Here is a 23480-nt window from a genome sequence, read left to right on the forward strand (position 1 = left end):
TGTGCGCCTTCTCGTCTTTGTGGCGCAGGCCATAGCGATGGTCGACTGTTCCAGTACCACCGACCGCGGTTCGTGCTCGGTGAGTACCTGGAACACAGGAGCGTGATGTGAGCGAGCTTCACCTACCCAACCGGATACGCCACTCGGCGTCGACACGGCCGTCCGATCCGGCAATCACGTGCGGCGACCGAACGTTGACTTGGGCTGAGCTGGATGGCGAGACCAGCACCTTGGCGAGTGCGCTGGCAGAAGTGACCACAACGGGTGCTCGTGTCGGTGCGCTACTGCGTATGGGGCTCGAAGGTGCGGAAACCTTCATCGCATGTGCGAAGGCAGGCGCTGTGTTCATACCGTTGAACTGGCGGCTCAACCCACTCGAACTCGTCGACATCGCCGAGGACGCGGAGCTCGACGTCTTGATCGTCGATGACGAGTTCGCCGCGGGGGCGGCGGCGATGTCCGCAGCGTTGCCGGACATCGAGGTCATAACCGTGGGAGCTGCAGGGAGCCTGCCGGATTCGCGAACCTGGGCGGAGTTCGTGGCATCAGGGACCGGTATCGACCCCGGACACGGGCACGATCCGGATGCAGCAGTTCTGCAGCTGTACACGTCCGGGACAACCGGCCGGCCCAAGGGCGTCGTGGCCACGCACCGGAATCTGTACAACGAGCCCGAGGGGTTCGATGTCTACGAATTCGGTTCGAATGCAGTCGCACTCGATGCACTTCCCCTCTTTCACATCGCCGGTGCCGGCTGGATGAGTACATGCTTGTCGGCCGGAGTGCCTTTGGTGCTGCTCGGAGACATGGCGCCTGCTCGGGTCGCTGATGCCATCGCGACCCACCGCGTCACCCACGCATTTCTGGTGCCTGCAGTCATTCAGACGCTGGTAGATCTGCCGACTCTCGACAGTTTCGATCTGACCAGCCTGGAGGTGGTCGCCTATGGGGCGTCGCCGATCACTCCGGCACTCCTCGCTCATGCGATGACTGTCTTGAACTGCAAATTCGTCCAGCGATACGGGATGACCGAGACAACGGGTTCGGTATCCGTCCTTCGTGCCTTCGACCATCATGTGAGCGGTCCGCGTTCGGAGTTGCTCCGATCTGCGGGAAAACCGATGATCGGCGTCGAGATCTCCATTCGAGACGTCACAACTGGTGAGGTATTGCCGCCCAACAAATCCGGTGAGATCGTTGCACGCAGCAGAAACAACACTCGCGGGTACTGGCGACGTGACCGAGAGACCGCAGAATTGTTCACTAAGGACGGCTTTCTCCGAACAGGCGACGCCGGCCATCTGGACGACGAGGGGTATCTGTTCGTCACCGATCGCCTCAAGGACATGATCATCACCGGCGGTGAGAACGTCTATCCGATCGAGGTGGAATCCATTCTGGCCGAACACCCCTCGGTTGCCGAGGTCGCGGTGGTCGGGGTTCCGGACAAGCGCTGGGGTGAATCCGTCACCGCGGTGGTCAAACTGGTCGACGGTGCCGACGTGCCGAGCGTCGACGAGTTGATCGCGTTCAGCACAGCGAAGTTGGCGTCGTACAAGAAACCTCGCCAGATCCATTTCGTGGACTCCCTACCTCGCAACGCGAGCGGGAAACTGCTCAAGTCGAGCCTGCGGACCATGCTGAACGCGAGCGGAGAAGCATCATGATCGTGACCGAAGACGTCGGTGTCGCACAACGTGAGGCGTGGGCGAACAAAGTCCTTCCACCGGTCGAACAGGTGCGGGACGGATTGTGGTCGATCCCTGTTCCCATGCCGGACAACCCTTTGCGTTACGTGCTCGTTTACGCACTCGCGCTCGACGACGGACTTGCCCTCATCGACGTCGGTTGGGATCACGAACAGTCGTGGCAGGCTCTCGTCGACGGCATAGCATCGATCGGATACCACGTTTCCGAAGTGCGCTATGCGGCAATCACGCACCTGCATCCCGATCACTTCGGTCTGGCGCCGCGTCTTCGGCAGGTCAGCGGCGCAACGCTTGCGATGCACGTGGCCGACGCGACGCTCCTCGGATACCACGGTCCCGAGCAGACCCGCGACGACATCAGTGGCTGGAACCTGCAATTGTCCGAACTCGGCGCACCGGCCGAAGTGCTCGACGCGTCTCGGGTCGACCTGGTGCGGTTCGCCGAGCATGAAACCATCGACATTGTTCTGGGAGATGGTGATTCACTCGATCTTCCCGGGTGGAATCTCCGGGCCCAGTGGACACCGGGGCACACTCCCGGACATCTCTGCTTCGTGGAAGAGGACAGAGGCTTGTTGTTCAGCGGCGATCACATGCTGCCGAGGATCAGCCCGAACATCTCCACGATTCCCGGTGAACTCGAGAACCCGCTTCATCGTTATCTTCTCTCGCTCGAGGCGACGACAACACTGGGCGAGTGCGAAGTGCTTCCGGCACATGAATATCGATTCCGTGGGATCGCCGATCGTGCACGTCAATTGATGGGGCACCACGAGGAGCGATTGGCGGAGATCGTGGCTGCGGTGCAGGATGAGCCTGAATCCACGGCCTGGGAACTCTCACGCACGATCTCCTGGTCTCGCCCGTTCGAACAGATGTCGCCGCGACTACTTCGCTTGGCAGTCCGCGAAACCCATGCTCATCTTGTTGTTTTGGCCAAGCGGGAGATCGTGACACCGTCCGGCGGCACACCCGTGCGCTGGAGCATTCGCGCGCAGTGACCTTTCAAGAATCTCATCACGGAAGTAGGAACCGAACATGAGCGTCGTGCTCACCGACTTCGCCGACGGCGTTGCCGTCATCACCCTCAATCGTCCCGAGGCCAAGAACGCGGTCAACCTGGAACTCGCACAGGCACTCGCAGCCGCGATCGACGAGTTCGAGGAACGCTCCGATCTCACCATCGGCATTCTGGCCGGAGCTGGTGGAACCTTCTGCGCCGGTATGGATCTGAAGGGATTTGCGCGCGGAGAGCGGCCATCGCTACCGGGTCGTGGTTTTGCCGGTCTGACCGAGGCACCGCCGTCGAAGCCGCTGATCGCAGCCGTCGAAGGTTGGGCACTCGCCGGCGGTTGCGAACTGGCCTTGGCGGCCGACTTGATCGTGGCGTCCACGGACGCGAAATTCGGCCTGCCCGAGGTGAAGCGGGGACTTGCCGCGGCCGCCGGCGGACTCCTACGTCTGCCGAAAATTCTTCCGTATCAGTTGGCCATGGAAATCGCGATCACGGGGGATCCGCTCAGTGCCACCGTGGCGCACCATCACGGCTTGGTCAATCGGCTCGCCGAACCGGGACAGGCGCTGACCGTCGCACGCGAGCTTGCGGCCCGAGTAGCGGCTAACGGTCCACTGGCTGTTCGCGCGACCAAGCAGGTACTGGCAATGTCCGCCAAGTACACCGATCCGGATGCCTTTGTCGCGCAACGCGAATTCATCGATCCGGTCTTCATCTCTCGTGATGCCAAGGAGGGCGCCACGGCATTTGCCGAGAAGCGCTCTCCCGTGTGGAGTGGTTCATGAGTGCCGAGACGATCGAGCGTGCGGCCGTAAGCATCGAACGAGACGGTGCTGTCGCGACGATTGTTCTCTGTCGGCCGCACCGCCGCAACGCTCTCGATCTCGACGCCTGGATCGCTCTACGTGAAGCAGTCCTCGAACTTCAAGAGGACGCGCAGATTCGCTCGGTGATCCTGACCGGCGCGGATGGGACCTTCTGCGCGGGCTCCGATCTGGACAAGCGTGGCTCGTCGCACCCGCTCGATCGCATGCGTGTCATCAACGCAACGGCAATCGCACTGAGTGAGTTTCCCAAACCTCTGGTGGCGAAGGTCGACGGGTTTGCCGTCGGAGCCGGATGGAACATGGCGTTGCTCTGCGACTTCGTCGTGGCGGCCAAGGGTGCGAAGTTCAGCCAGATCTTTGCCAAACGGGGGTTGTCTGTCGACTTCGGTGGTTCGTGGATCCTGCCGAGACTGGTCGGCCTCCAACAAGCCAAGCGACTGGTGATGCTTGCCGAGACGATCGACGCACAGGAAGCCTACGAGCTCGGGTTGGTGACTTATCTGGTCGAACCGGCCGAGCTGGACGAACACACGTCAACACTGGCGCAGCGGCTCGCCGCCGGCCCGCCGGCCGCACTGAGTCAGTCTGCCGCCATGCTCGAACGTCACACCTCCCTCTCGTTGCGGGAGGCGTTGGACAACGAGGCGAGGGCGCAAGCGGTCAATTTTGCGACGGATGCCACCGACGCGGTTCGTGCCTTCGTGGAAAAGCGGGAGCCGATCTTCACCGGAGAGTGGGCCGTACCAGGGGCAACTCGGGTGGAGTGAGCGACGGATCGCTGGTCGTATGATGGATGAGTGGATCTGCACTTCGTCACCTACTTCGTCGCTGTTGTCGACCACGGTGGGATAACGAAGGCCGCTCAGGCTCTCTACATTTCGCAGCCCTCGCTGTCACAGGCAATTCGTACGCTCGAGCGTCGACTCGGCGCCACGCTGTTCGACCGGACGGGCAGGCGGTTGGTTCTTACCGACGCGGGCCGCACGTTCGATCTCGCGGCCAGGAGAATCCTTGCCGACGTCGAGCGCGCGAAGGCGAAAGTGACCGCCGTTCGCGAACTCGAGTTCGGTCGTGTCGACGTCGTCTCGTACTCGGCGTTCTCGATCGATCCGATGGTCGAGTTGGTCCGGCGATTCCGGGCCAACTTCCCGAAGATCGTCGTGCGTGTTCTCGACACGTACGGCCCGGCCGGGGTCGACAATGCGTTGCGGCGAGGGTCGGCCGAGGTCGGCGTCACCGATCTGAGTATCGGGTACGAAGGTTTGGTCACGGCTCCGATTGCCACTCAGGAGTTGGTGCTCGCCACCCATGCGTCGTTGTCCGGCCGACTTGCAACGCCGTTGGCGGATCCGGTTCCGCGAGCGCTCTTGCACAGTTTGCCGCTTGTGGTCGATCTCGGTGATCAATCGAATCAGTTCCGGGGCTTGCTCAGCGAAGGCGCCGAGAACGTAGTCGTGGACTGTGTCCACCCTGTGACCACGTGGGAACTCGTGCGTCGAGGGATCGGCGCCACTGTAGTGCCGAGAAGGGTTGCACAACAGCAGATGACAGACGTCTGCGCCTTCTCCTTCGATCCGCCGCTGACACGCGACGTCGGTATCGTCTATCGCTCGGGCGAGCAATCCCCGGCGGCCGCTGCATTCATCGCGACGGCTGCGGAAATGGCCACCTCCGCCGTTCCGTCCACGGAAGAGGAGTGAACTGTGGAGTTCCGGCAGATGGAGTACTTCCTCGCAGTGGTCGAGAACAAGGGGATCAACGGCGCCGCAGCGGCTCTCGGCGTTGCTCAGCCGACCGTGTCACAAGCGTTGCGCGGGCTCGAACGTGAACTGGGAGTGAGGCTGTTCCATCGCATCGGGCGAGGCATGGTGCTCAGTGCTGCCGGTCGCAGTCTGGTCGGCCCGAGTCGACAGGTCTTGCGAGACGTAGCTGCGGCGGCTGAACAGTTGACGGCATCCGATGGCGCCATCGTCGGTCGCCTCGACATCATGGCTTTCCCTGCACTGACCTCGGGGACGATCGTCGATCTGATTGCGGAGTTCTGTCGACGGTATCCGCAAGCACGAGTCAGATTCTCGGAACTCGAGCGTGAGGACAATCTGGAAAGTCTCATCCGGGACGGCCACTGCGAATTCGCGGTGGCTCATCTGCCGCTCGAGGCGGGCGAAGGGCTCGAAATCGTCGAATTGGGGGAGCAGGAATACCGCCTGGTCTACCCGGCTGGAACAGAACTACCCGAGGGGCCGGTACGCCTTTCGGAAATGCCGGACATTCCCATGGTATTCGTTCCTCGCGGGGCAGCGATGGGTGACGCGATCGAAGATTCGATCCGAAAGGCCGGTACCAGAACGGAACTCGCGGTGGTGACCGAGCAACGGGAGTCGCGGCTCCCGATGGTCATCGCCGGACTCGGCGGTTCGTTGGTCGAGCGCTCGGTGGCGAAATCGATGCCTGGTCAGGTGGTGGAACGGGCCTGCGAGCCGAGATTTCTGCGTGCGTACGGTCTCGCCTTCGACCCCTCGACGTTGTCGCCGGTGGGACAGGTATTCGTGAACCTGATCCACGAGTACCTGTCCGACGAACGCCGGTCACAGCACTAGAGTCGGCAGATACGTTCTCGCGCGGCAGAGTACTCGGCGGCGAGACGTTCTACTACTGCATGCGTCGGAAGGACTGCGTCGATCGCTCCGATGCCCTGTCCGGCGCCCCAGATGTCACGCCAGGCCTTGGTATCGGTGTCGTTGGTCGCGAAACTCATTGCGGATGGATCGGATTCGGCCAGGTTGTCGGGGTCCAAGCCGGCGGCAACGATGCTGCCCCGCAGATAGTTTCCGTGTACTCCGGTGAACAGGTTGGAATAGACGATGTCGGAGGCCCCTGAATCCACGATCATCTCCTTGTACGCAGGATCCGCGTTAGCCTCTTCGGTTGCGATGAAAGCTGATCCGACGTATGCCAAATCGGCCCCGGCCGCGAGCGCAGCGAGAATCGAATCACCATGAGCGATGGCACCTGACAACAGCAGTGGACCGGCGAACCACTCACGAATCTCCCGAATCAGGGCAAACGGCGACTGCCTACCGGCATGACCACCGGCCCCGGCAGCTACCGCGATCAGTCCGTCGGCGCCCTTCTCGATCGCCTTGCGTGCAAAGCGATTGTCGATGACGTCATGGAGAACGATTCCGCCGTATGCGTGGACTGCGTCGTTGATGTCGGTGCGAGCGCCGAGGGACGTGATGACGATCGGAACCTCGAACTCGGCGATGGTCGCCAGGTCCTCTTCCAAGCGGTTGTTGGACCGGTGGACGATGAGGTTGACGGCAAATGGCGCCGACGGATTCTCCGGGTGCTCACGATCATGTTCCTCACGAGCCACGGTGATCAGTTTGAGCCAATCCCGAAGTGCCGACTGCGGACGAGCATTCAGTGCCGGGAAGGACCCGATGATGCCAGAGGTGCACTGCGCGATGACGAGGTCAGGAGTCGAAATGATGAACATCGGTGAAGCGAGAACCGGGACACGCAGTTGCGACGTCAGGTCTGCGAAGGTCGTCACCTGGAACCGCCTTTCTGATCGACGGATTCGAGAAGTCTCGAGCGGAGGTCGGTCTTGAGGACCTTACCGGCAGCCGATGTCGGAAGGAGTTCTACCTCGACGACTTCGCGAATCTTCTTGTACGGCAGCACCTGCTCGGCGACGAACGCCTTGATCTGCTCGGCGTCGAACTCGGCGCCCGGAATCATCACCACGAAGGCTACGGGTTCCTGGCCGTTGCTCCCCACTTCGCGGCCGACAACCGCGGCAGTCGAGATCGCCGGGTGCGAGACCAGAATCTCTTCGAGTTCCCGCGGATAGACGTTGTACCCCTTGTAGATGAGCATGTCCTTGGCCCGGTCACAGATGAAGAGGTATCCGTCCGAGTCCAGGTACGCGATGTCTCCCGTGTCCAACCAGCCGTCGACGAACTGTTCTGCGGTGGTTTCCGGGTGTCCGAGATAGCCGTCGGTGACCTGAGGTCCACGCACCCAGAGTTCGCCACGTTCGTTCTCGCCCAGAACGGTCTTCCGGTCGAGCTGATCGCGAATCTGGATTTCGGTGTCGAAGATCGGGAGGCCGACGCTGCTCTGCCGATATTCCGAGCCGTTGATCAGCGGAGCGGCCGTGACCACACAGGTGGCCTCGGTCAGCCCGTACCCTTCGACGACGAGCGCTTTGGGAAATGCCCGGCGGAGTGCGGCGAGCGTGACACTGTCGATCGGGGCAGCACCCGAAGAGACGACGCACACGCTGTCGGTGTTGCGCACCGTAGCGTCGGGATGAACCGACAGTGCGTGCCACATGGCGGGAGACCCGGTGAGATAGGTGGCCTCGTGCTTTTCGATCAGCTCGAGCATCCGGCCGGGTTCGAACCGACCGGCGAACACCTGGGTGAGACCGGAAATCAACAGGAACGACGTGTTGAGCAACGAATGTGCGTGGAAGAGAGGGGAGACCACGATGGTCGCCCCGGTCCCGGGCGTCGGACCGAGCACGTCGAGGCCGTCGATGCGTCGAGGCGTGACGAGACCTTCAGGACCTGCTTCCAACTCGTGACCGGTTCTCCACCCACACATCTGCGTGATGTTGCCGACGACGTTGCGGTGAAGAACACGAACACCTTTGGAGACTCCGGTGGTTCCGCCGGTGAACGCGATGTGTGCGATGTCGTCGCTACGAACCGAGGCAGGGGTGAATTCGGTGGGTAGATCGGCGATGAAGGAGTCGAATGCGACGACCGACTCCGGTGTGTCGAGCGCGCCCTCGGTGTCCTGGACCATCACGATCGTACGCACGGAGGTTCCTGAAGCGGCCGCGAGCAGTACGTGCAGCTGCGAACTCTGAGTCACTGCAGCAACGGCGGACGTCTCTTCGATCTGCTTGCGCAGGCCGAGCTCTGGCTGCAGTGGGTTGACCAATGTGACTGTCGCCCCGGCCTGTAGGCATCCGTAGTAAGCCTGGAGGAACTCGACGCAGTTCCCGAGGTGCATCAACACCACGTCGCCGACGCCCACCCCGGCTTGCCGCAGTGCGCCGGCGAATTGCGCACTGCGCTGACCGAGTTCGCGGAAGGTGCACGTACGCTCGCCGTCCACGACGGCGAGGCGGTCACCGTAGAGCGCCGCCATGCTGGGCGCCCAGTACGCCATGGTGGTATCCGGGTATTGCATGTTGTGCCGCAGTTGTGGATTGGCGATCACGCTGGTGCCCGTCACCGGGGAGCCATTCGGATAGCGCCGTCGAGTCTGATGGTCTCGCCGTTGAGGTAGCCGTTCTCGAGCATCGAGACGGCGAGCTGGCCGAACTCGTCCGGACGACCCAGTCGTGAGGGATTGGGAACAGAGGCTTCGAGGGCAGTGCGCACGTCTTCGCGTAGGCGCGCCAGCAGGGGAGTGTCCATGATGCCGGGAGCAATGGTGTTTACGCGGATTCCGCGGCTGGCGAGATCGCGGGCAGCGGTGACCGTCATACCGACGATGCCGGCTTTGGACGCTGTGTAGTTGATCTGACCGATCTGACCTTCGAATGCTGCGACCGACGCCGTCATGATGATGGCACCTCGCTCACCGTTCACTGCGTCGAGTTCCGCCATCCGCTCGGCGCCGAGACGGAGTGCGTTGAACGAACCGACAAGATTCAGCTTGACGACGAACTCGAAATCTTCGACCGATCCGGCTTTTCCGTCCTTGTCGAGAATGCGCATACGACGCCCGGCACCCGCGCAGTGGACGACGCCGCGGAGGCCGCCGCGCTCGTGCGCCGCGTCGAGTGCTTCGGCGAATTGTTCGCTGTCGGTGACGTCGGCCGGGGCGAATTGTGCGGTAGCACCGAGATCGGCCGCCACCTGCTTACCGTCGGACGAAGGCAGATCGATCAACGTGACCTGCGCTCCGGCGTCGAGCAACCGACGAGCGGTTGCCAGGCCGAGGCCTGAAGCGCCGCCGGTGATCGCGGTGGAAAGTCCCTCGAGTTTCATGAATCAATTCTTCTTTCCTGCTGGATGACGTGTCGGCCCGAAAGCGTTGTCGGGTCAGATCAATTCGAGAATGGTCGCATTGGCCATGCCGCCGGCCTCGCACATCGACTGGAGACCGTAGCGAATTCCGTTGTCGCGCATGTGATGTGCCAGGCGAGTCATCAAGATCGCACCTGATCCGCCGAGTGGGTGGCCGACCGCGATAGCGCCGCCGAGCGGATTCACACGATCGATGGCTGCGCCGGTTTCAGCCTGCCAGGCAAGCGGGACGGGGGCGAATGCCTCGTTGATCTCGAAGGCGCCGATGTCGTCGATGGACAATCCCGAGCGATCCAATGCCTTTGCGGTGGCGGCAATCGGACCGGTGAGCATGATGACCGGGTCGTCGGCTGCGACCACTGCGGTGTGAATACGAACGAGCGGCTTCCACCCACGTGCCCGGGCGTACTCGCTGGTCGTGACGAGTGTGGCGCCCGCCCCGTCGGAGATCTGAGAAGAGTTGCCGGCGTGGATGGCACCGTCGGCGTCGAAGGCCGGGGGCAACTTCGCGAGCGACTCCACACTTCCGCCTCGCCGAATGCCTTCGTCCTGGGACAAGCCCGCGATCGGAGTGATCTGCCCGGTGAATGCCCCTTCATCGGTGGCACGGGCCGCGAGTTCGTGTGAGCGGAGGGAGTATTCGTCCAGAGCTGTTCGTGTGAGTGCCCATTTGCGGGCCATCATCTCGGCGCCGGTCCCCTGGCTGAAACCGTCCACCCCGTAGCGTTCGAGTACCGAAGCCGGAAAATGCTCACCGTTCTTGCTGGCGGTACCCATCGGTACTCGTGACATCGATTCGACGCCTCCGGCTACGACCACGTCGTTCTGACCGGAGATGACGGTGGCCGCAGCAAAGGAAACTGCCTGCTGGCTCGATCCGCAGGCCCGGGTCAGCGTGACGCCGGGAACGCTGTCGGGCCAGCCGGCAGCGAGTGCCGCTGTGCGGGCGATGCTTCCGGCCTGCTCGCCGACCTGACTGACGCAACCCCAGATCACGTCGTCGACCGTCGCCGCGTCGAGTCCGGTCCGTTCAGCGAGCGCACGCAGTACATGGGCGGACAACTCGGCCGGATGGATCTCCGAGAGGGCGCGGCCGCGACGGCCGATCGGTGTACGTACTGCGTCGACGATGACGGCATCTCGCATGTATCTCTCCTGCTGTTCGTGCCCGGTTCTGCGACTGTGCGGTCGGGGCGTGTCTCGAGTCGATCACGAGCGGGTCGACCCGGCAATGTCTTTCGGTGAATGGCTTTGTTAGCGAATGGCTATACGTGGAGTACTCAGCCTCGGATGAGCTTGCGATCGCGCTCGGGATTGGCGAAGACGAGGACCAGAACCGCGGCGATCACTCCGATGACGCCGATTGCCTGGAAGGACTGGGCGTAACCGTCGGCCGGGGTTGCAGCGTTGTCCACGATGACTCCCGTTGCGTAAGGAGCAATCAGGCCACCGATCGACATGATGGCGAGGAAGAATCCCATCGTTCCGGCAGTCTGCTGCGGCGGGCACAGCTCCGAGATCGCAGCGTTGATGAGCGGGAAGGTGATTGCCGAGAACCCGTAGCCGATCGAGACCATGGCGACAGCGACGATGGGAGTGGAGATCTGTGGCAGGAACAGGAGAATCGATCCGCAGATCAGAACGCCGACACAGGGAACGATGACGCGAACCGTACGAGAGGTGAAGCCGCGGCCGATCAACTTGTCCGTGACGGAACCGGAGGTGATCATGAGGACGAGACCGACGATCGAGGGCAGCGCGAACATCGAACCGGCCTGCATCGCACTGTATCCGAGGCCGACCTCGAAGTACGACGGCAACCAGGTGAGAACGACGGTGGTCAGCGCGTAGATGGTCGCGATGAGGAAGCAGCAGCTGACGAAGGTGCGGGAGAGCAGGATCTTGCGCCACGGAACGTTGGGCTCGGTGACCGCCTTCGTGGCTGTCCCGGCTGCCTCGGTTGCTTCTGTATCTGCAGTCTTGGTCGCCTTGACGGCCTTGCTCGTGTACGGGCCCTCGGACCAACCGGCCAGCCAGCAACCCATCCACACGAGACCGAGAACGGAGAGCGAGAGAACCGCTGCGCGCCAGCCGTAATGAACGGCGATGAAGGTCAGTACCGGCGCGAGGGCGATCTTTGCGACAGAGGCGGATCCGGCGAGCATTGCGCCGGGAAGGCCGCGCTTGGCCGGCGGGTGCCACGAGTACGCCGCGGTGTGCATCAGCGCCGAACTGGGGCCTTCGGCAAATCCGAGGAGCATGCGCGAGACGATCAACATCGCGAGGCTGGCGCCGAGAACGAGGGGGAGCATGACCACGGACCAGATTGCGGCCAGGATCAACAGCGCCCAACGCAGGGTCAGGTACTTGTTGAGCGGTCCGGCGAGGAATCCACCGATGCAGAACATCAGGAAGAAGAGCGAGCCGACCATGCCGATTTGCGAAGACTTCAGTCCGAGCTCACGAGCGAGGGGCTGAGCGATGATTCCGAGGACTGCCTTGTCCGCGTAGTTGACGATGTAGAGGAAAACGACGAGCCCGGTCATCGTCCACGCACGCTTGCGGGTACCGAAGACGGGAACTGCTGACGAATCTGGCGTTGCTGTTGCTTCGGGCTGGACGTCGTTACGCTGTGGCGCGATGGGGGTCACGTGGCGTCCCTTCGAGACTGGTGGGCGGATGCGATCGTGCTCGAAGCGCGGCCTCGAAGCGATCGATGGTGGTGTGTTTGCCGGCTGACTCATTCAACGTGTTCTGGATCACTTTGAGCAATGTCGCGTCGATGATCGGAACGATAGCGGTTGCCTATGTATCGCAGGTCAGGCCATATTGGTACGCCCTATCGGACGCATAGCCGATGAGTGTTGGATCGAATGCGGAACATTGAGGCAAGGTGAGATCAGGATCACCCTGTCCCCTTGACCGACTGGAGTTCATACATGCAGCGCACCGTGTTCAACGAGGATCACGAGGCATTCCGGGCAACCGTTCGCGATTTCATCGCGAAGGAAGTAACCCCGGTCCACGAGAAGTGGGAAGAGGACGGTCACCCGCCCCGTGACTTCTACCGACGACTCGGAGAGCTGGGCGTACTCGGAATTCAGGTGCCGGAAGAATACGGCGGAGGCGGCGAGAAGTCGCTCAAGTTCAACGTCGTCGTCGCCGAGGAAGTTGCTGCCGCCGGGGCGTCATTCGGCTCGCAGTCGGTGCATACGAACCTGATCCTGCCCTACCTGCTCGAGTACGCGAACGAAGAACAGAAGAGCCGCTGGTTGCCGGGCTTCGCTTCCGGAGATCTGATGTTCGCGATTGCGATGACCGAACCGGGAACAGGATCGGATCTGGCGAACATCGCGACCACGGCCAAGCTGTCGGAGGACGGTACGCACTACGTGGTCAATGGTTCCAAGACGTTCATCACCGGTGGAGTACTTGCCGACCGCGTCCTGGTGGTGTGCCGTACCGCGCCCAGCACAGCGGAGAACCGGCGCACGGGGTTGTCGATTCTGGTGATCGATACGTCGTCGCCCGGATACTCGGTGGGGCGCAAGATCAACAAGATCGGGCTCAAGACCTCCGACACTGCGGAGCTTTCGTTTGTCGACGTCAAGGTGCCCGTCGAGGACCGACTCGGAGAAGAGGGCGACGGCTTCAGCTATCTGACCCACAACCTGGCTCAGGAGCGGTTGACCATCGCGTTCGGAGCGGCCGCCACTGCCAGTGCAGCGCTTCGCTTTGCCATCGACTACGTCAAGGACCGCAAGGTGTTCGGCAAGCCGGTCGCGGCCTTCCAGAACACCAAATTCGTTCTGGCCGAATGCGCTACCGAGGTTGATGCCATCCAGCTGGTGTCCGACAACGCACTCGAATGTCATGACCGCGGCACTCTGACGATTCCCGACGCAGCGAAGGCGAAACTGTTCTGCACCGAGGCGGCAGGTCGAGTGATCGACAAGTGCCTCCAATTGCACGGCGGGTACGGCTACATCACCGAGTATCCCATCGCGCGTCTTTACGCAGACACGCGTGTCACACGAATCTACGGTGGCACAAGTGAAGTCATGAAGACCATCATCGCGAAGGATCTTGGTCTCTGACGCACTCTCGACATGTTGTCGGCCTCGGAACAAGTGTTCCGAGGCCGAAAACATCTTCCGGGTAGGTCAGTTCGCCGGAACCCCGACCACGCCGTCCGCGATCAGCGTCGAGGCGTGATCGGCGTTGGTTCCGAGGATGTCGGCGAGCACCGCGATCGAATCGCCGCCGACCTCGGAGGCGGGTCCGGTACCCAGGTGTGCGCCGTCGAACGAGGCAGGATTGGCGGCAGCCAGGTAGCTTCCGATTCGAGGTTGATCGAGTGCGGAGAACATCGGGTTGTTCTCCAGTTCGCCAGATTTCACCACTTCCTCGAAACTGCGGTACCTCTCGAACAGAACCGACGATGTGTCCAGCGCTGCAGCGATCTCGGCGCCGCTGTGTTCCCGGAACCAATGTGAGAACAGAGCAGTGAGTACCTCTCGATGACGGTAGCGATCCGCTTCGGTGGAGAAGTCGGCTCCGAGCGCAGCTTCGACAGCGTCGACAGCCGCCGTGGTGCCGGTGACCGACGCAAGGTCGCGGAAATGGCGGGTAGTGAGTGCAACGATCATGAACCGTTCGTTGTCGCTGGAGACGAAATCGATTCCGTACGTGCCGTAGACGGCGTTTCCGCCGGACTCGCGACTGCGACCGTTCACTTGTACCTCGGTGAGGTAACCGAGGGTTCCCGCGGTGGCCAATGCGACGTCTTCGAGTGGGAGCGTGATCCGAGATCCATGTCCGGTCGAGTCACGTTGGCGCACTGCGGCAGTGATCGACAGGGCGGCGTAGAGCCCGCATGCGACGTCCCAGGCGGGCAGTGCGTGGTTGACAACTCCGGCGTAGTCGGCGGGGCCGGTGATCTGTGGAAATCCCAAGGCGGCGTTGACCGTGTAGTCGACTCCGGGGCTGCCGTCGCGGCGTCCGAGGATCTCGAGGGTGATGACGTCGCTACGCAACTGGGCCAGGGAGTCGTGGCTCATCCACTTACGGCCGCCGGCGTTGGTGACCAGGATTCCGCCGCCAGGTCCCGGCGCCGTGACCAGTCGGCGAATCAGTTCTTGGCCGCGTTCGGCGCGCATGTCCACTGACAGTGACCGTTTGCCTTTGTTGAGTCCGGTCCAGTAGATGCTCTCGCCCTTGTCTGTGACGGGCCAGCGATTGTAATCGGAGGCACCTCCGATCGGGTCGATCCGGATCACCTCGGCGCCGAGTTGGGAGAGCGTCAGTCCGCACAGCGGCGCGGCGACAAAGCTCGAGACCTCGACGATGCGAAGCCCGGACAGCGGGCCTGGGCTCTGAGTCATGTGTGGTCCTCCGTGATAGAAGAGTGTGTGCTCATGCCATCAACACGGTGAAACGCCAGTCGAGAACCGGAGTTTGTGTTGCAGAAGCATTGTGGGAGAACACGAGCGAACGCAGTTGCACTGCGGTTCCGTGTTCGAGGGGCGACGAGTTTTCGACGTGCAGTTCGCTCGTGAGGGTATCGCCCTCGTGAACGGGTCCGGTGTGATCGCACGAGTGCCACCCGAGAACCGTCACCACGTTGGGCAGAGCGCGAGTCGCCTGGGCGAGTGCGATCCCGATGGTGTGGCCGCCGTAGACGAGGCGACCGTGGGCGCCGACGCGATCGTCGTGGTGCGTCGCTGCGATGTTCAAGCTCAGCCGGGCAAGTTCGGGTGCGCTGGAGACGACGTCGCCGCTGCTGTGGAAGACGGAGCCCACCAAATCGGAATCGAAGTGCCTGCCGGGTACCCGCTCTCGATACGTGTCGAGGTCCCAACCGTCAGGTGATACGTACGGAGCCGGTTCGGACGGACCGATCGCCCCGAGGTCGTCGGCGTGGCGAGTTCTCGCCTCGATCGGGTCGGGGCTCAGGGGGAGCATGGCGCAGCGGTAGAAGTCGAGGACCGTGTTGCCGTTCTGATCAGCAGACGTCATCCGTAGCGCGGCAAGTCCGGTGGCGCCGCGTCCCGGCTTGGCCGAGTTCTCGCGTAGACCGACAACCTCGGTGCGCGTGTACAGGGTGTCGCCGAGTACCGGGAAACGGTGGAATCGCAGTCCACGGTAGAAGAGGTTCGCCTTGACGTGGTGTGTGACCACGGTTGACTGGCCGATGGCGATGTCGGTGACCAGTCCTGGATTTGCCACTGGTGCACCGGAACCCGTGACGCTCGACGACAAGTGTGCGTCGAGAGGCAGGCGCATGCGGTCACCGAGGATCGCCTGATGGGAGGCGGCGAGTCCACTGGTCAACGTCACCGCGGGGGCTTCGTCGAAGATCTGACCATGGGTGAGCTCGTCGAAGTACGGGCCTCCCACGTAGTGCTCGCTCATACGGTGACTCCTTCGGCTCGGGCAAGCGTACGACGCGCTGCCACGGCCACAGCTTCGTCGAGCATCTGGCCGTCGAGTTGGGCGGCACCCGAACCCAGGGTTTCGGCTTCTTCGAGTGCGGTCAGTACCCGTCGGGCGTCATTGACGGCGTCGTCCGAAGGAGTGAATGCGGTAGTGGCCGAGTCGATCTGCGCCGGGTGGATGACCCATTTGCCGTCGAACCCGAGAGCGCTGGTCCAGTGCGCGGCGCGGCGGAAAGCGTCGTCGTCGGTGATGCCGAGAAAGGGCCCGTCGATGGCTGCGACGCCGGCTGCGCGGCAGGCGATCAGAATTCTGTCCTGGACGGCAAGCCAGTGTTCAGGCAGTGCCGAGCGTGAACGGCCGAGCGCTGCACCGAGATCGGCGTATCCGATGATCGCGGCTTGGAGACGAGGAGTCGCGCGGGCGATGGAGTCGGCATTCTGGACGCCGAGCGGAGTTTCGATCAGGGCTTGCAGGGTGGTGTGGTGCCCACCGGCAGTGAAGAGGATGTGCTCGGCCTCGAGTAGTTCGTCGGCGGACTCGACCTTCGGGACGATCACGCTCGTCAGCGATTCTCCGAGGGCGCCGCAGGCGATCAGGTCGTCGCGGGCCCATGGTGTGGTCAGGCCGTTGATTCGGACCGAGATGGTGCGCGCCCTACCGAACTCGTGCACCAAGGTGCTCACGAGGGTTCGCGCCAGGTTCTTGTTCGCCGAAGTGACGGCATCTTCGAGGTCGAGAATCACCTCGTCTGCGTTCGAGAAGAGTGCTTTGCGTGCCTTGCGCTCGTCTGAACCCGGCGCGACCAGGGACGCGCGACGTCTGGTGGCGCGGTAGTGGTTCTCGTCCATAGTGTGTCGATTACCTCGATCTGGAAATCAAATGTACGGCCAGTTGTGAAGTGGATGAGCTGCCGTGAACGGCGTTGATGTGCACCGAACTGCCTCGATGCTGGCAGTTGCTGCGTATCGATGTCAAGGCGCGGTATTGACATTGCGCGAACAATATCGAAATATGGCCGTACAAACTTATTTCAAGTCGAGGCGGATTCATGCTCAAGCTCAACGACGAAGAGACATTCCTGATCGAAACCGTGCGCCGGTTCGTCGACCGAGAGGTCAAGCCCACGGTCCAGGAGGTGGAGCACGCGAACGAGTATCCCGAGAAGTGGATCGATCAGATGAAGCAGATCGGGATCTACGGGCTCGCGATTCCCGAGGAGTACGGCGGATCGCCGGTGTCCATGCCCTGTTATGCGCAGGTGACGCAGGAACTGTCACGCGGATGGATGTCCCTGGCGGGGGCGATGGGCGGTCACACGGTGGTCGCGAAACTCATCTCGCTGTTCGGTACCGAAGAGCAGAAGGTGAAGTACCTGCCGCGAATGGCAACCGGCGAGATCCGGGCAACGATGGCCCTCACCGAGCCCGGCGGAGGTTCCGATCTGCAGGCCATGACAACCAACGCCAAGAGCGACGGCACAGATCTGGTCGTCAACGGCGCCAAGACATGGATCACCAATGCCCGCCGATCCGGCGTGATCGCCTTGCTGTGCAAGACCGATCCAAGCGCAAGCCCTCGTCATGCGGGCATCTCGATCGTTCTCGTCGAGCACGGCGAAGGGCTGACCGTCTCCCGCGACCTCCCGAAGCTCGGATACAAGGGCGTCGAGAGTTGTGAACTGTCCTTCGACAATTACCGCATCTCCGAGTCGGCCATTCTGGGCGGTACTCCCGGAAAGGGCTTCGGGCAGATGATGAAGGGACTCGAGACCGGCCGTATCCAGGTGGCTTGCCGCGCACTGGGCGTCGCCACGGCCGCACTCGAGGATTCACTTGCCTACGCGCAGCAGCGCGAGAGCTTCGGCCAGCCGATCTGGAAGCACCAGTCGATCGGCAATTACCTCGCCGACATGGCAACGAAGCTGACGGCCGCACGGCAGCTGACGTGGCACGCGGCGCAGATGTACGACAGCGGCGAGCGGTGCGACATGGAGGCAGGCATGGCCAAGCTGTACGCCTCCGAGGTGGCGATGGAAATCGCTTTGTCCGCCGTCCGCATCCACGGCGGTTACGGCTATTCGACGGAGTACGACGTCGAGCGGTATTTCCGTGATGCACCACTGATGATCGTCGGGGAGGGAACCAACGAAATTCAGCGCAACGTGATCGTTTCGCAGCTGGTTGCCCGCGGCGGTCTGTGACGGATCGGTGAGCAAGTAGGATCATGTCGCTATGAGCGGTAAGGAAAGAGAGACGGAGCCGGCGTACCAACGCCTCTCTCGTGAGCTTCGTCAGCAGATCTCTGCCGGTACCTACCGCGACGGCATTCAACTGCCCACCGAATCCGAACTGGCGCAGCATCACGGCGTGAGTCGGCAGACGGTCCGCCGAGCCTTTCACGATCTGGTTGCCGAGGGCATCGTGTACCGAGTACCCGGGCGCGGAACGTTCGTGACCGAGAACAGCGGCCGCTATCTCCGTCATCTCGGATCCATCGAAGATCTCATGAACCTTTCGCGGGACACGACGATGGAAGTTGTGTCACCGCTGCACCGGCGCGTGGACATCGAGGCGGCCAGTCGGCTTCGGCTCGACACCGACGTCGTGTACACCGTGGTCTTCCGGCGGATACACGAGGGAGTTCCGTTCGTGCAGACGACGGCGCATCTGCCGGAGGCGATCGCGCGGCAGATCATCGACCTGCCCGCCATGGCGGCCGGTGCGGTGAGCGCCAATACGGTGATCGGCTTGCTGGAACCGCTGATCGACAGTCCGATTGTCGAAGCAGCACAATCGATCACGGTGTCCCCGGCCACGGCGGACGTTGCCAGGGACGTCGATTGCGAAATCGGCCACGCCATGTTGCGGGTGGACCGTTTGTACTCCAACGCGCAGGGCGTTGCCAACGAGTTGTCGGTGAGCTATTTCTTGCCGGAGCAGTACACGTATCGGGTCACGCTGCGCCGCGGCGCACATTGACGCTGCGCCGCGGCGCACATTAGCGCTGCACTTTTCTTTGCTGTTCAACACCTTTCAGGAGAGAACTATGCGAATTTTCAACGGAATCGACGAAGTAGAGACGGCTGTCGGTGAGCACTTGGGCTACAGCGCGTGGTTCCCGGTCACACAGGATCGGATCGACAAGTTCGCCGACGCCACCGAGGATCACCAGTGGATTCACGTGGATCCCGAGCGCGCAGCGCAGGGTCCGTACGGCGGCACCATCGCCCACGGCTATCTGACTCTTTCGTTGTTGCCGGTGCTCGGCGCTCAGGTGATGCGTGTCGACGGAATCTCCATGACCGTGAACTACGGAAGCAACAAGGTGCGATTCCCCGAACCGGTCAAGGTCGGTTCTTCGGTGCGGGCAGGTGCGGAGATTCTTTCCTTCGAGCGCACCGCGAAGGGCGAGACGATAGTCGTGCGGTACACGATCGAAATCGAAGGAGCGGGTAAACCTGCGCTGGTAGCGGATACCGTGCGCCTGTTGGTCTCCTGAATCCTTTTCCATTCTTCCAGAACGAGATTCGAGGTCAGTTGTGAAACGAGCAGCATTGGTCGCGCCGGTCAGAACCGCGGTGGGCCGTTTCGGAGGGGCACTTCGTGACGTGCCTGCGGAAAGTCTGGCTGCCACCGTCGTCAAGGAGACCGTGCGTCGTAGCGGAATCGATCCGTCCCGCATCGACGACGTCGCGATGGGGCAGTCGTATGCCAATTCGGAGGCACCGTGCATCGGAAGGTGGGCGGCGCTCGAGGCCGGGTTGCCGATTTCGGTAGCCGGCTTCCAGACGGATCGCCGATGTGGAACGGGTCTGCAGGCCATCGTTTCCGCGGCCATGATGGTCCAGACGGGTGCGGCCGACGTGGTTCTCGCGGGTGGCGTCGAATCGATGAGCGGGATCGAGCACTACACCACCGGAGCGCGGTGGGGCACCAGATCCGGTGGGCTGCAACTGTTCGACCGCCTCGATCGTGGCCGCGAGCGCTCGCACCCCGAGTGGCGATTCGGTCGGATCAGCGGAATGATCGAAACGGCCGAGAACGTCGCGACACGCTGCGGGATCACGCGGGAAGAGTCGGACACCTTCGCCGTCGACAGCCACCGAAAGGCAACACTGGCAAGAGAATCCGGCCGCTTCGATGCCGAAATCGTCGCCGTCGAACTGACGGATCGAAAAGGGAACGTCACACAGTTTCGTGCTGACGAGGGGATTCGTCCGGATACCTCACTCGAAACCCTGGCACGGCTGCGTGCGGTGACCGAGGGAGGCGTCGTGACCGCCGGTAACGCCAGCCAGCAGAACGACGCTGCGGCAGCGATGTTGGTTGTCGCCGAGGATCGTCTGGACGAGCTGGGGCTGGAACCCATCGGGTTCCTCGACAGTTGGGCCGCGGCCGGTTGTGAACCGGCGCTGATGGGCCTCGGGCCGGTTGCCGCCGTCTCGAAACTGTTTGCTCGCACCGGGGCACGCTTTGCCGATTTCGATCTGGTCGAGCTGAACGAGGCGTTTGCGTGCCAGGTTCTCGGCGTCGTGAAGGAATGGGGATTCGAGGACCTCGATCGCCTGAACGTCAACGGTTCCGGCATCTCGCTCGGGCACCCCGTGGGAGCGACGGGTGCGCGTATGGCAACAACCGCGCTTCACGAACTCGGCCGACGCGGCGGCGGAAAAGCGCTGTTGACCATGTGTATCGGCGGTGGCCAGGGTATGGCGGCCGTGGTGGAGTCTGCCTGACGAGGTTCGCTTCTGGGTACACTTGCGGCGGGGGATCGGAAGTTCTACGGAGGCAGTCGGTTGACGAATGCAGGCGCAGCAGACACCAGTGGCGCGCTGAGCGTCGAGGATGTTCGTCGCGCCAGGGCCGCACTCGAGGGGCTCGATGTCACCAGTTGGTCCGGTCGCTTCGAGCTTCTCTCCGACACCAACCGTCTGCGTCTGTTGCTCTGCCTTCATCACGCACCGGGTATCTGCGTCACGGATTTGTCCGTGGCGCTGGGGATGAGCGGCACAGCCGTCTCACATGCGCTGCGGCTACTGCGTAGCCAGGGGTGGGTGAGCGCGACCCGCGACGGCCGATCGATGCGATACCAACTGGCGGACGACACCGTTCACCAGCTGCTGCATTCGATCGGCGCCACACATTTTCACGACGAGACACCCACCCCCGGGCACACGCACAGCTGAGCGCTACTCAAGGAGTCGCGAAGAACTTCTCGACGGCCGGCGCAGCGTTCGGGTTTCCGTTGGTGATTCCTGCGCCGACTCCGGCAACCGTGCCGATGACTCCACCGACGATGCAGCCGGCGATGAAGTTCGGGAAGATCGACAGGCAGCCGATTCCGACGCCGAGGTTGGCTCCGATCAGGGTCGACTGCAGACCACCGTTGTTCCAGCCGATATTGACCTCGTTGGCCATCGTGTCGAACGCGGCCTGCTTCGGATCGTTACCGGGGAAGAGCATCAACGCCGCCTGGCTGTTCGACTCTGCGGTCGGTGTCAGTAGGGGTTGGGACGGATCGAAGCCCGCATTCGGGGGCGCTGCGACCGCGGTGCCGGCTCCGGCGCCGACTGCGGCGACGACGAGTAGGGACATGGTGAGAGTTCGGGACAGTTTCATGGGGACGGCCAATCTGTCTGTGTGGAACCAGTCGTGAATGGTGGCGGTGCAGTTCGTTAACCAGAACTCCACCGTCTGGATCGATCGTGCGGACCTCCTCGGGCACAACGGGACCCGTCGTCTCCGCGCGACGGGCCGTGTTTGGTGGCTACCCGACTCCGAGTGCCCTGAAACCGCCTAGTCTCATTCGTTTTTCGACAACCGCGCACGCAATTCTTCGACCTCGGCAGTAAGCCGATCTACCTCGGCTTGCAGGGGTTGGCGTGCCAGAGCGAGGGATTCGTCCATGCGCTCCTTGTCGAAGCGTGGCGTGATGTTTCGACTGCAGTTCCAGTCGAACGCTTCGACGTCGATGACGATGGAACGCTGGGCTTTTGCCGTCATGGTGCCGCCGGGGACTTGCAAGAGCTGTTGCAGTAGTGCAGGGTCCTCGTCCGCTTCGATCACCTGCGCGCGCCCGTAGATCTTCAATCTCGTTCGCGTCGGGTAATCGATGACGAACAGCGAGATGCGATTGTTCTCTTCCAGATTGCCGAGCGTCACGAATTGCTGATTGCCGGGGAGATCGGCGAATCCGATTCGATTCGGGCCCAACACATGCAGGAATCCGCGCGGGCCGCCGCGATGTTGGACGTACGGCCAACCGTCGGGCGTCACCGTGGACATGAAGAAGGAATCCACGGATTTCACGAATCCCTGCGCGCGGAAATCGAATTCCATCGGGCCCTCGTCGGGCTGATCGAGTTTCGAACCGTACACGGTGAAACTTCCGGTCGACCGCTGACGCTCCACCGCAGCGGGGGAGAAGGCGATGTGTGCGTATCGGGTCGACATTTTCCAACTCCTGATGCTCAGTGCCAACGGTGGTCGGCAACGGCAGTTCGCGGACCGAACTTGGGTTTGACGGCTTGCCCGCTGACCTGCAGAAGCCTCACGGCGCGGTATCGATGCGGTTGAAGGGGAGCGAGGTACTGCACCATCTGGGCGTCGTCGATCGGTTCACCCAGCAGTGACCACCCGACGACGGCAGAAAGGTGGTAGTCGCCGACCGAGAGTGCATCGGAATCGCCGAATGCACGCTGAGCCACTTCGGCGGCAGTCCAGATCCCGACGCCGGGTACCGCTCGCAACCGTTTGGTCGCCTCGGTCCTGGGGAACGTGGATGCCTGCTCGAGGCGGTCGGCGACGCGAGCGCACTGAACGATCGTCTTGGACCTCGCGGGATCGACGTTCGCGCGATGGAATTCCCATGACGGCATTCGACGCCATTGGTCCGCGGTGAGTGGAACCCGCATTCCGTCGGGCGCGGGGCCGGGTGGGCGCTCCCCGAACTTGGTCAGCAGGCGGCGCCACGCGGCGAATGCGTCGATGCCGTGGACTCGTTGCTCGAGGATCGCGGGAACGAGAGCTTCCATGACGCGGCCGGTGCGGCCGATGCGCAGATGAGGGAAGCGTCGATGAGCTTCGGCGAGCTTGGGATGTTCGGGGGCAAAATCTTCGGCTTCGTCGTCGAGACCGAGCAGCGCTTCGGCGCCGTTCAGGAATTCCGTGGCGCCGGGACCCCAGGCCTGTACCCGGACCGTATGGCGATCCGACTGGGTGATGCGGTAGGTCACAGGACCCGAAAGTTGGCGGGAAACTCGCCAGATCGCTCCGTCGGCTGACCGTCGATGTGCGGGGTCGCCGGGTCCGCGCTGATGCGGGCTGAGCGTCAGCGCGGCATCGAGCGGTCGCTGAGAAGTCACCGTGACTTCGTCGACCGGAGATAGCGGCGTCATCGAGGTCAGCGTATCGCCACCGTCCATCCTCCGTTAAGG

Annotated in this window: 23 protein-coding genes; 12 read left to right on the forward strand and 11 right to left on the reverse strand. The window is 62.6% G+C overall.

The features are described from left to right. Positions 1-107 precede the first annotated feature (107 nt). Genes YH3_RS15900 through YH3_RS15925 form a run of 6 tightly spaced genes read left to right on the forward strand, consistent with a single transcriptional unit; the run spans position 108 to position 6151 of the window. Positions 108-1667, forward strand: coding sequence for a long-chain-fatty-acid--CoA ligase (locus tag YH3_RS15900; RefSeq protein WP_064443700.1), 1560 nt, complete (start codon positions 108-110; stop codon positions 1665-1667). Then, the gene (locus tag YH3_RS15905) at positions 1664-2710 is read left to right on the forward strand and encodes an MBL fold metallo-hydrolase (RefSeq protein ID WP_003940131.1); all 1047 of its coding nucleotides are present in this window, start codon (positions 1664-1666) and stop codon (positions 2708-2710) included. The genes YH3_RS15900 and YH3_RS15905 overlap by 4 nt, the downstream gene beginning before the upstream one ends. A gap of 37 nt (positions 2711-2747) precedes the next feature. Next, positions 2748-3509 carry a crotonase/enoyl-CoA hydratase family protein gene (locus tag YH3_RS15910; RefSeq protein ID WP_064443701.1) on the forward strand — a complete coding sequence of 254 codons (762 nt, stop codon included), beginning with the start codon at positions 2748-2750 and terminating at the stop codon, positions 3507-3509. Next, the gene (locus YH3_RS15915) at positions 3506-4318 is read left to right on the forward strand and encodes an enoyl-CoA hydratase/isomerase family protein (protein WP_030537193.1); all 813 of its coding nucleotides are present in this window, start codon (positions 3506-3508) and stop codon (positions 4316-4318) included. Before YH3_RS15910 ends, YH3_RS15915 begins: the two co-directional genes overlap by 4 nt. 30 nt (positions 4319-4348) lie before the next feature. Then, entirely contained in the window at positions 4349-5251 is a 903-nt protein-coding gene (locus YH3_RS15920) for a LysR family transcriptional regulator (protein ID WP_007729501.1), read from the forward strand. Between the two features lie 3 nt (positions 5252-5254). Beyond that, positions 5255-6151, forward strand: coding sequence for a LysR family transcriptional regulator (locus YH3_RS15925; protein WP_003939949.1), 897 nt, complete (start codon positions 5255-5257; stop codon positions 6149-6151). Here the strand turns inward: YH3_RS15925 and YH3_RS15930 are convergent. The 5 genes from YH3_RS15930 to YH3_RS15950 all read right to left on the reverse strand — a co-directional run bounded on the left by YH3_RS15930 (position 6148) and on the right by YH3_RS15950 (position 12351). Beyond that, entirely contained in the window at positions 6148-7053 is a 906-nt protein-coding gene (locus YH3_RS15930) for a nitronate monooxygenase family protein (protein WP_245361854.1), read from the reverse strand. The two genes, YH3_RS15925 and YH3_RS15930, sit on opposite strands and share 4 nt — an antisense overlap. A gap of 53 nt (positions 7054-7106) precedes the next feature. Next, positions 7107-8762, reverse strand: a complete 1656-nt coding sequence (locus tag YH3_RS15935) for a class I adenylate-forming enzyme family protein (protein ID WP_176742040.1) — start codon at positions 8760-8762, stop codon at positions 7107-7109. A gap of 41 nt (positions 8763-8803) precedes the next feature. After that, entirely contained in the window at positions 8804-9568 is a 765-nt protein-coding gene (locus YH3_RS15940; RefSeq protein ID WP_064443703.1) for an SDR family NAD(P)-dependent oxidoreductase, read from the reverse strand. 54 nt (positions 9569-9622) lie between these two features. Then, positions 9623-10753 (reverse strand): thiolase family protein, encoded by a 1131-nt coding sequence (locus tag YH3_RS15945; protein WP_003939840.1) that lies wholly within the window; start codon positions 10751-10753, stop codon positions 9623-9625. Positions 10754-10887: 134 nt separating this feature from the next. Continuing rightward, positions 10888-12351 (reverse strand): MFS transporter, encoded by a 1464-nt coding sequence (locus tag YH3_RS15950; protein ID WP_174519483.1) that lies wholly within the window; start codon positions 12349-12351, stop codon positions 10888-10890. A gap of 195 nt (positions 12352-12546) precedes the next feature. On the opposite strand from YH3_RS15950, the gene YH3_RS15955 reads away from it, so the two are divergent. After that, entirely contained in the window at positions 12547-13704 is a 1158-nt protein-coding gene (locus tag YH3_RS15955) for an acyl-CoA dehydrogenase family protein (RefSeq protein WP_003940617.1), read from the forward strand. Between the two features lie 66 nt (positions 13705-13770). Here the strand turns inward: YH3_RS15955 and YH3_RS15960 are convergent, their stop codons facing one another. Genes YH3_RS15960 through YH3_RS15970 form a run of 3 tightly spaced genes read right to left on the reverse strand, consistent with a single transcriptional unit; the run spans position 13771 to position 16893 of the window. Then, complete coding sequence (locus YH3_RS15960; RefSeq protein ID WP_064114217.1) at positions 13771-14991, reverse strand: CoA transferase; 1221 nt, start codon at positions 14989-14991, stop codon at positions 13771-13773. A 31-nt stretch (positions 14992-15022) separates the two neighbouring features. Continuing rightward, positions 15023-16021, reverse strand: coding sequence for a MaoC family dehydratase (locus YH3_RS15965; protein ID WP_030537188.1), 999 nt, complete (start codon positions 16019-16021; stop codon positions 15023-15025). Continuing rightward, positions 16018-16893 carry a CoA ester lyase gene (locus YH3_RS15970; RefSeq protein ID WP_064443704.1) on the reverse strand — a complete coding sequence of 292 codons (876 nt, stop codon included), beginning with the start codon at positions 16891-16893 and terminating at the stop codon, positions 16018-16020. Before YH3_RS15970 ends, YH3_RS15965 begins: the two co-directional genes overlap by 4 nt. A 200-nt stretch (positions 16894-17093) precedes the next feature. On the opposite strand from YH3_RS15970, the gene YH3_RS15975 reads away from it, so the two are divergent. From YH3_RS15975 to YH3_RS15995, 5 genes are all read left to right on the forward strand, one after another. Further along, positions 17094-18245: an acyl-CoA dehydrogenase family protein gene (locus YH3_RS15975; protein ID WP_003940468.1), complete on the forward strand. Its 1152-nt coding sequence runs from the start codon at positions 17094-17096 to the stop codon at positions 18243-18245. A gap of 31 nt (positions 18246-18276) precedes the next feature. Next, a complete protein-coding gene (locus tag YH3_RS15980; protein ID WP_042448526.1) occupies positions 18277-19023 on the forward strand; it encodes a GntR family transcriptional regulator in 747 nt (248 codons plus the stop codon). A gap of 67 nt (positions 19024-19090) precedes the next feature. Further along, a complete protein-coding gene (locus tag YH3_RS15985; RefSeq protein ID WP_064443705.1) occupies positions 19091-19543 on the forward strand; it encodes a MaoC family dehydratase in 453 nt (150 codons plus the stop codon). Between the two features lie 40 nt (positions 19544-19583). Beyond that, complete coding sequence (locus tag YH3_RS15990) at positions 19584-20780, forward strand: acetyl-CoA C-acetyltransferase (protein WP_064114110.1); 1197 nt, start codon at positions 19584-19586, stop codon at positions 20778-20780. Between the two features lie 60 nt (positions 20781-20840). Next, entirely contained in the window at positions 20841-21230 is a 390-nt protein-coding gene (locus YH3_RS15995) for a metalloregulator ArsR/SmtB family transcription factor (RefSeq protein WP_003940184.1), read from the forward strand. Between the two features lie 7 nt (positions 21231-21237). Here YH3_RS15995 and YH3_RS16000 read toward each other — a convergent pair whose 3' ends face one another. From YH3_RS16000 to YH3_RS16010, 3 genes are all read right to left on the reverse strand, one after another. Continuing rightward, on the reverse strand, positions 21238-21735 hold the full coding sequence (locus YH3_RS16000; RefSeq protein WP_082920595.1) for a hypothetical protein: 498 nt from the start codon (positions 21733-21735) through the stop codon (positions 21238-21240). Between the two features lie 111 nt (positions 21736-21846). Beyond that, positions 21847-22497 (reverse strand): pyridoxamine 5'-phosphate oxidase family protein, encoded by a 651-nt coding sequence (locus YH3_RS16005; protein ID WP_003940212.1) that lies wholly within the window; start codon positions 22495-22497, stop codon positions 21847-21849. Positions 22498-22514: 17 nt separating this feature from the next. Next, positions 22515-23468 (reverse strand): DNA-3-methyladenine glycosylase, encoded by a 954-nt coding sequence (locus tag YH3_RS16010; protein WP_064443706.1) that lies wholly within the window; start codon positions 23466-23468, stop codon positions 22515-22517. Positions 23469-23480 lie beyond the last annotated feature (12 nt).

Origin of the sequence: Rhodococcus sp. YH3-3 (assembly GCF_001653035.1) — a bacterium.
In the GTDB taxonomy this organism is placed as follows: Bacteria; Actinomycetota; Actinomycetes; order Mycobacteriales; family Mycobacteriaceae; genus Rhodococcus_F; species Rhodococcus_F qingshengii.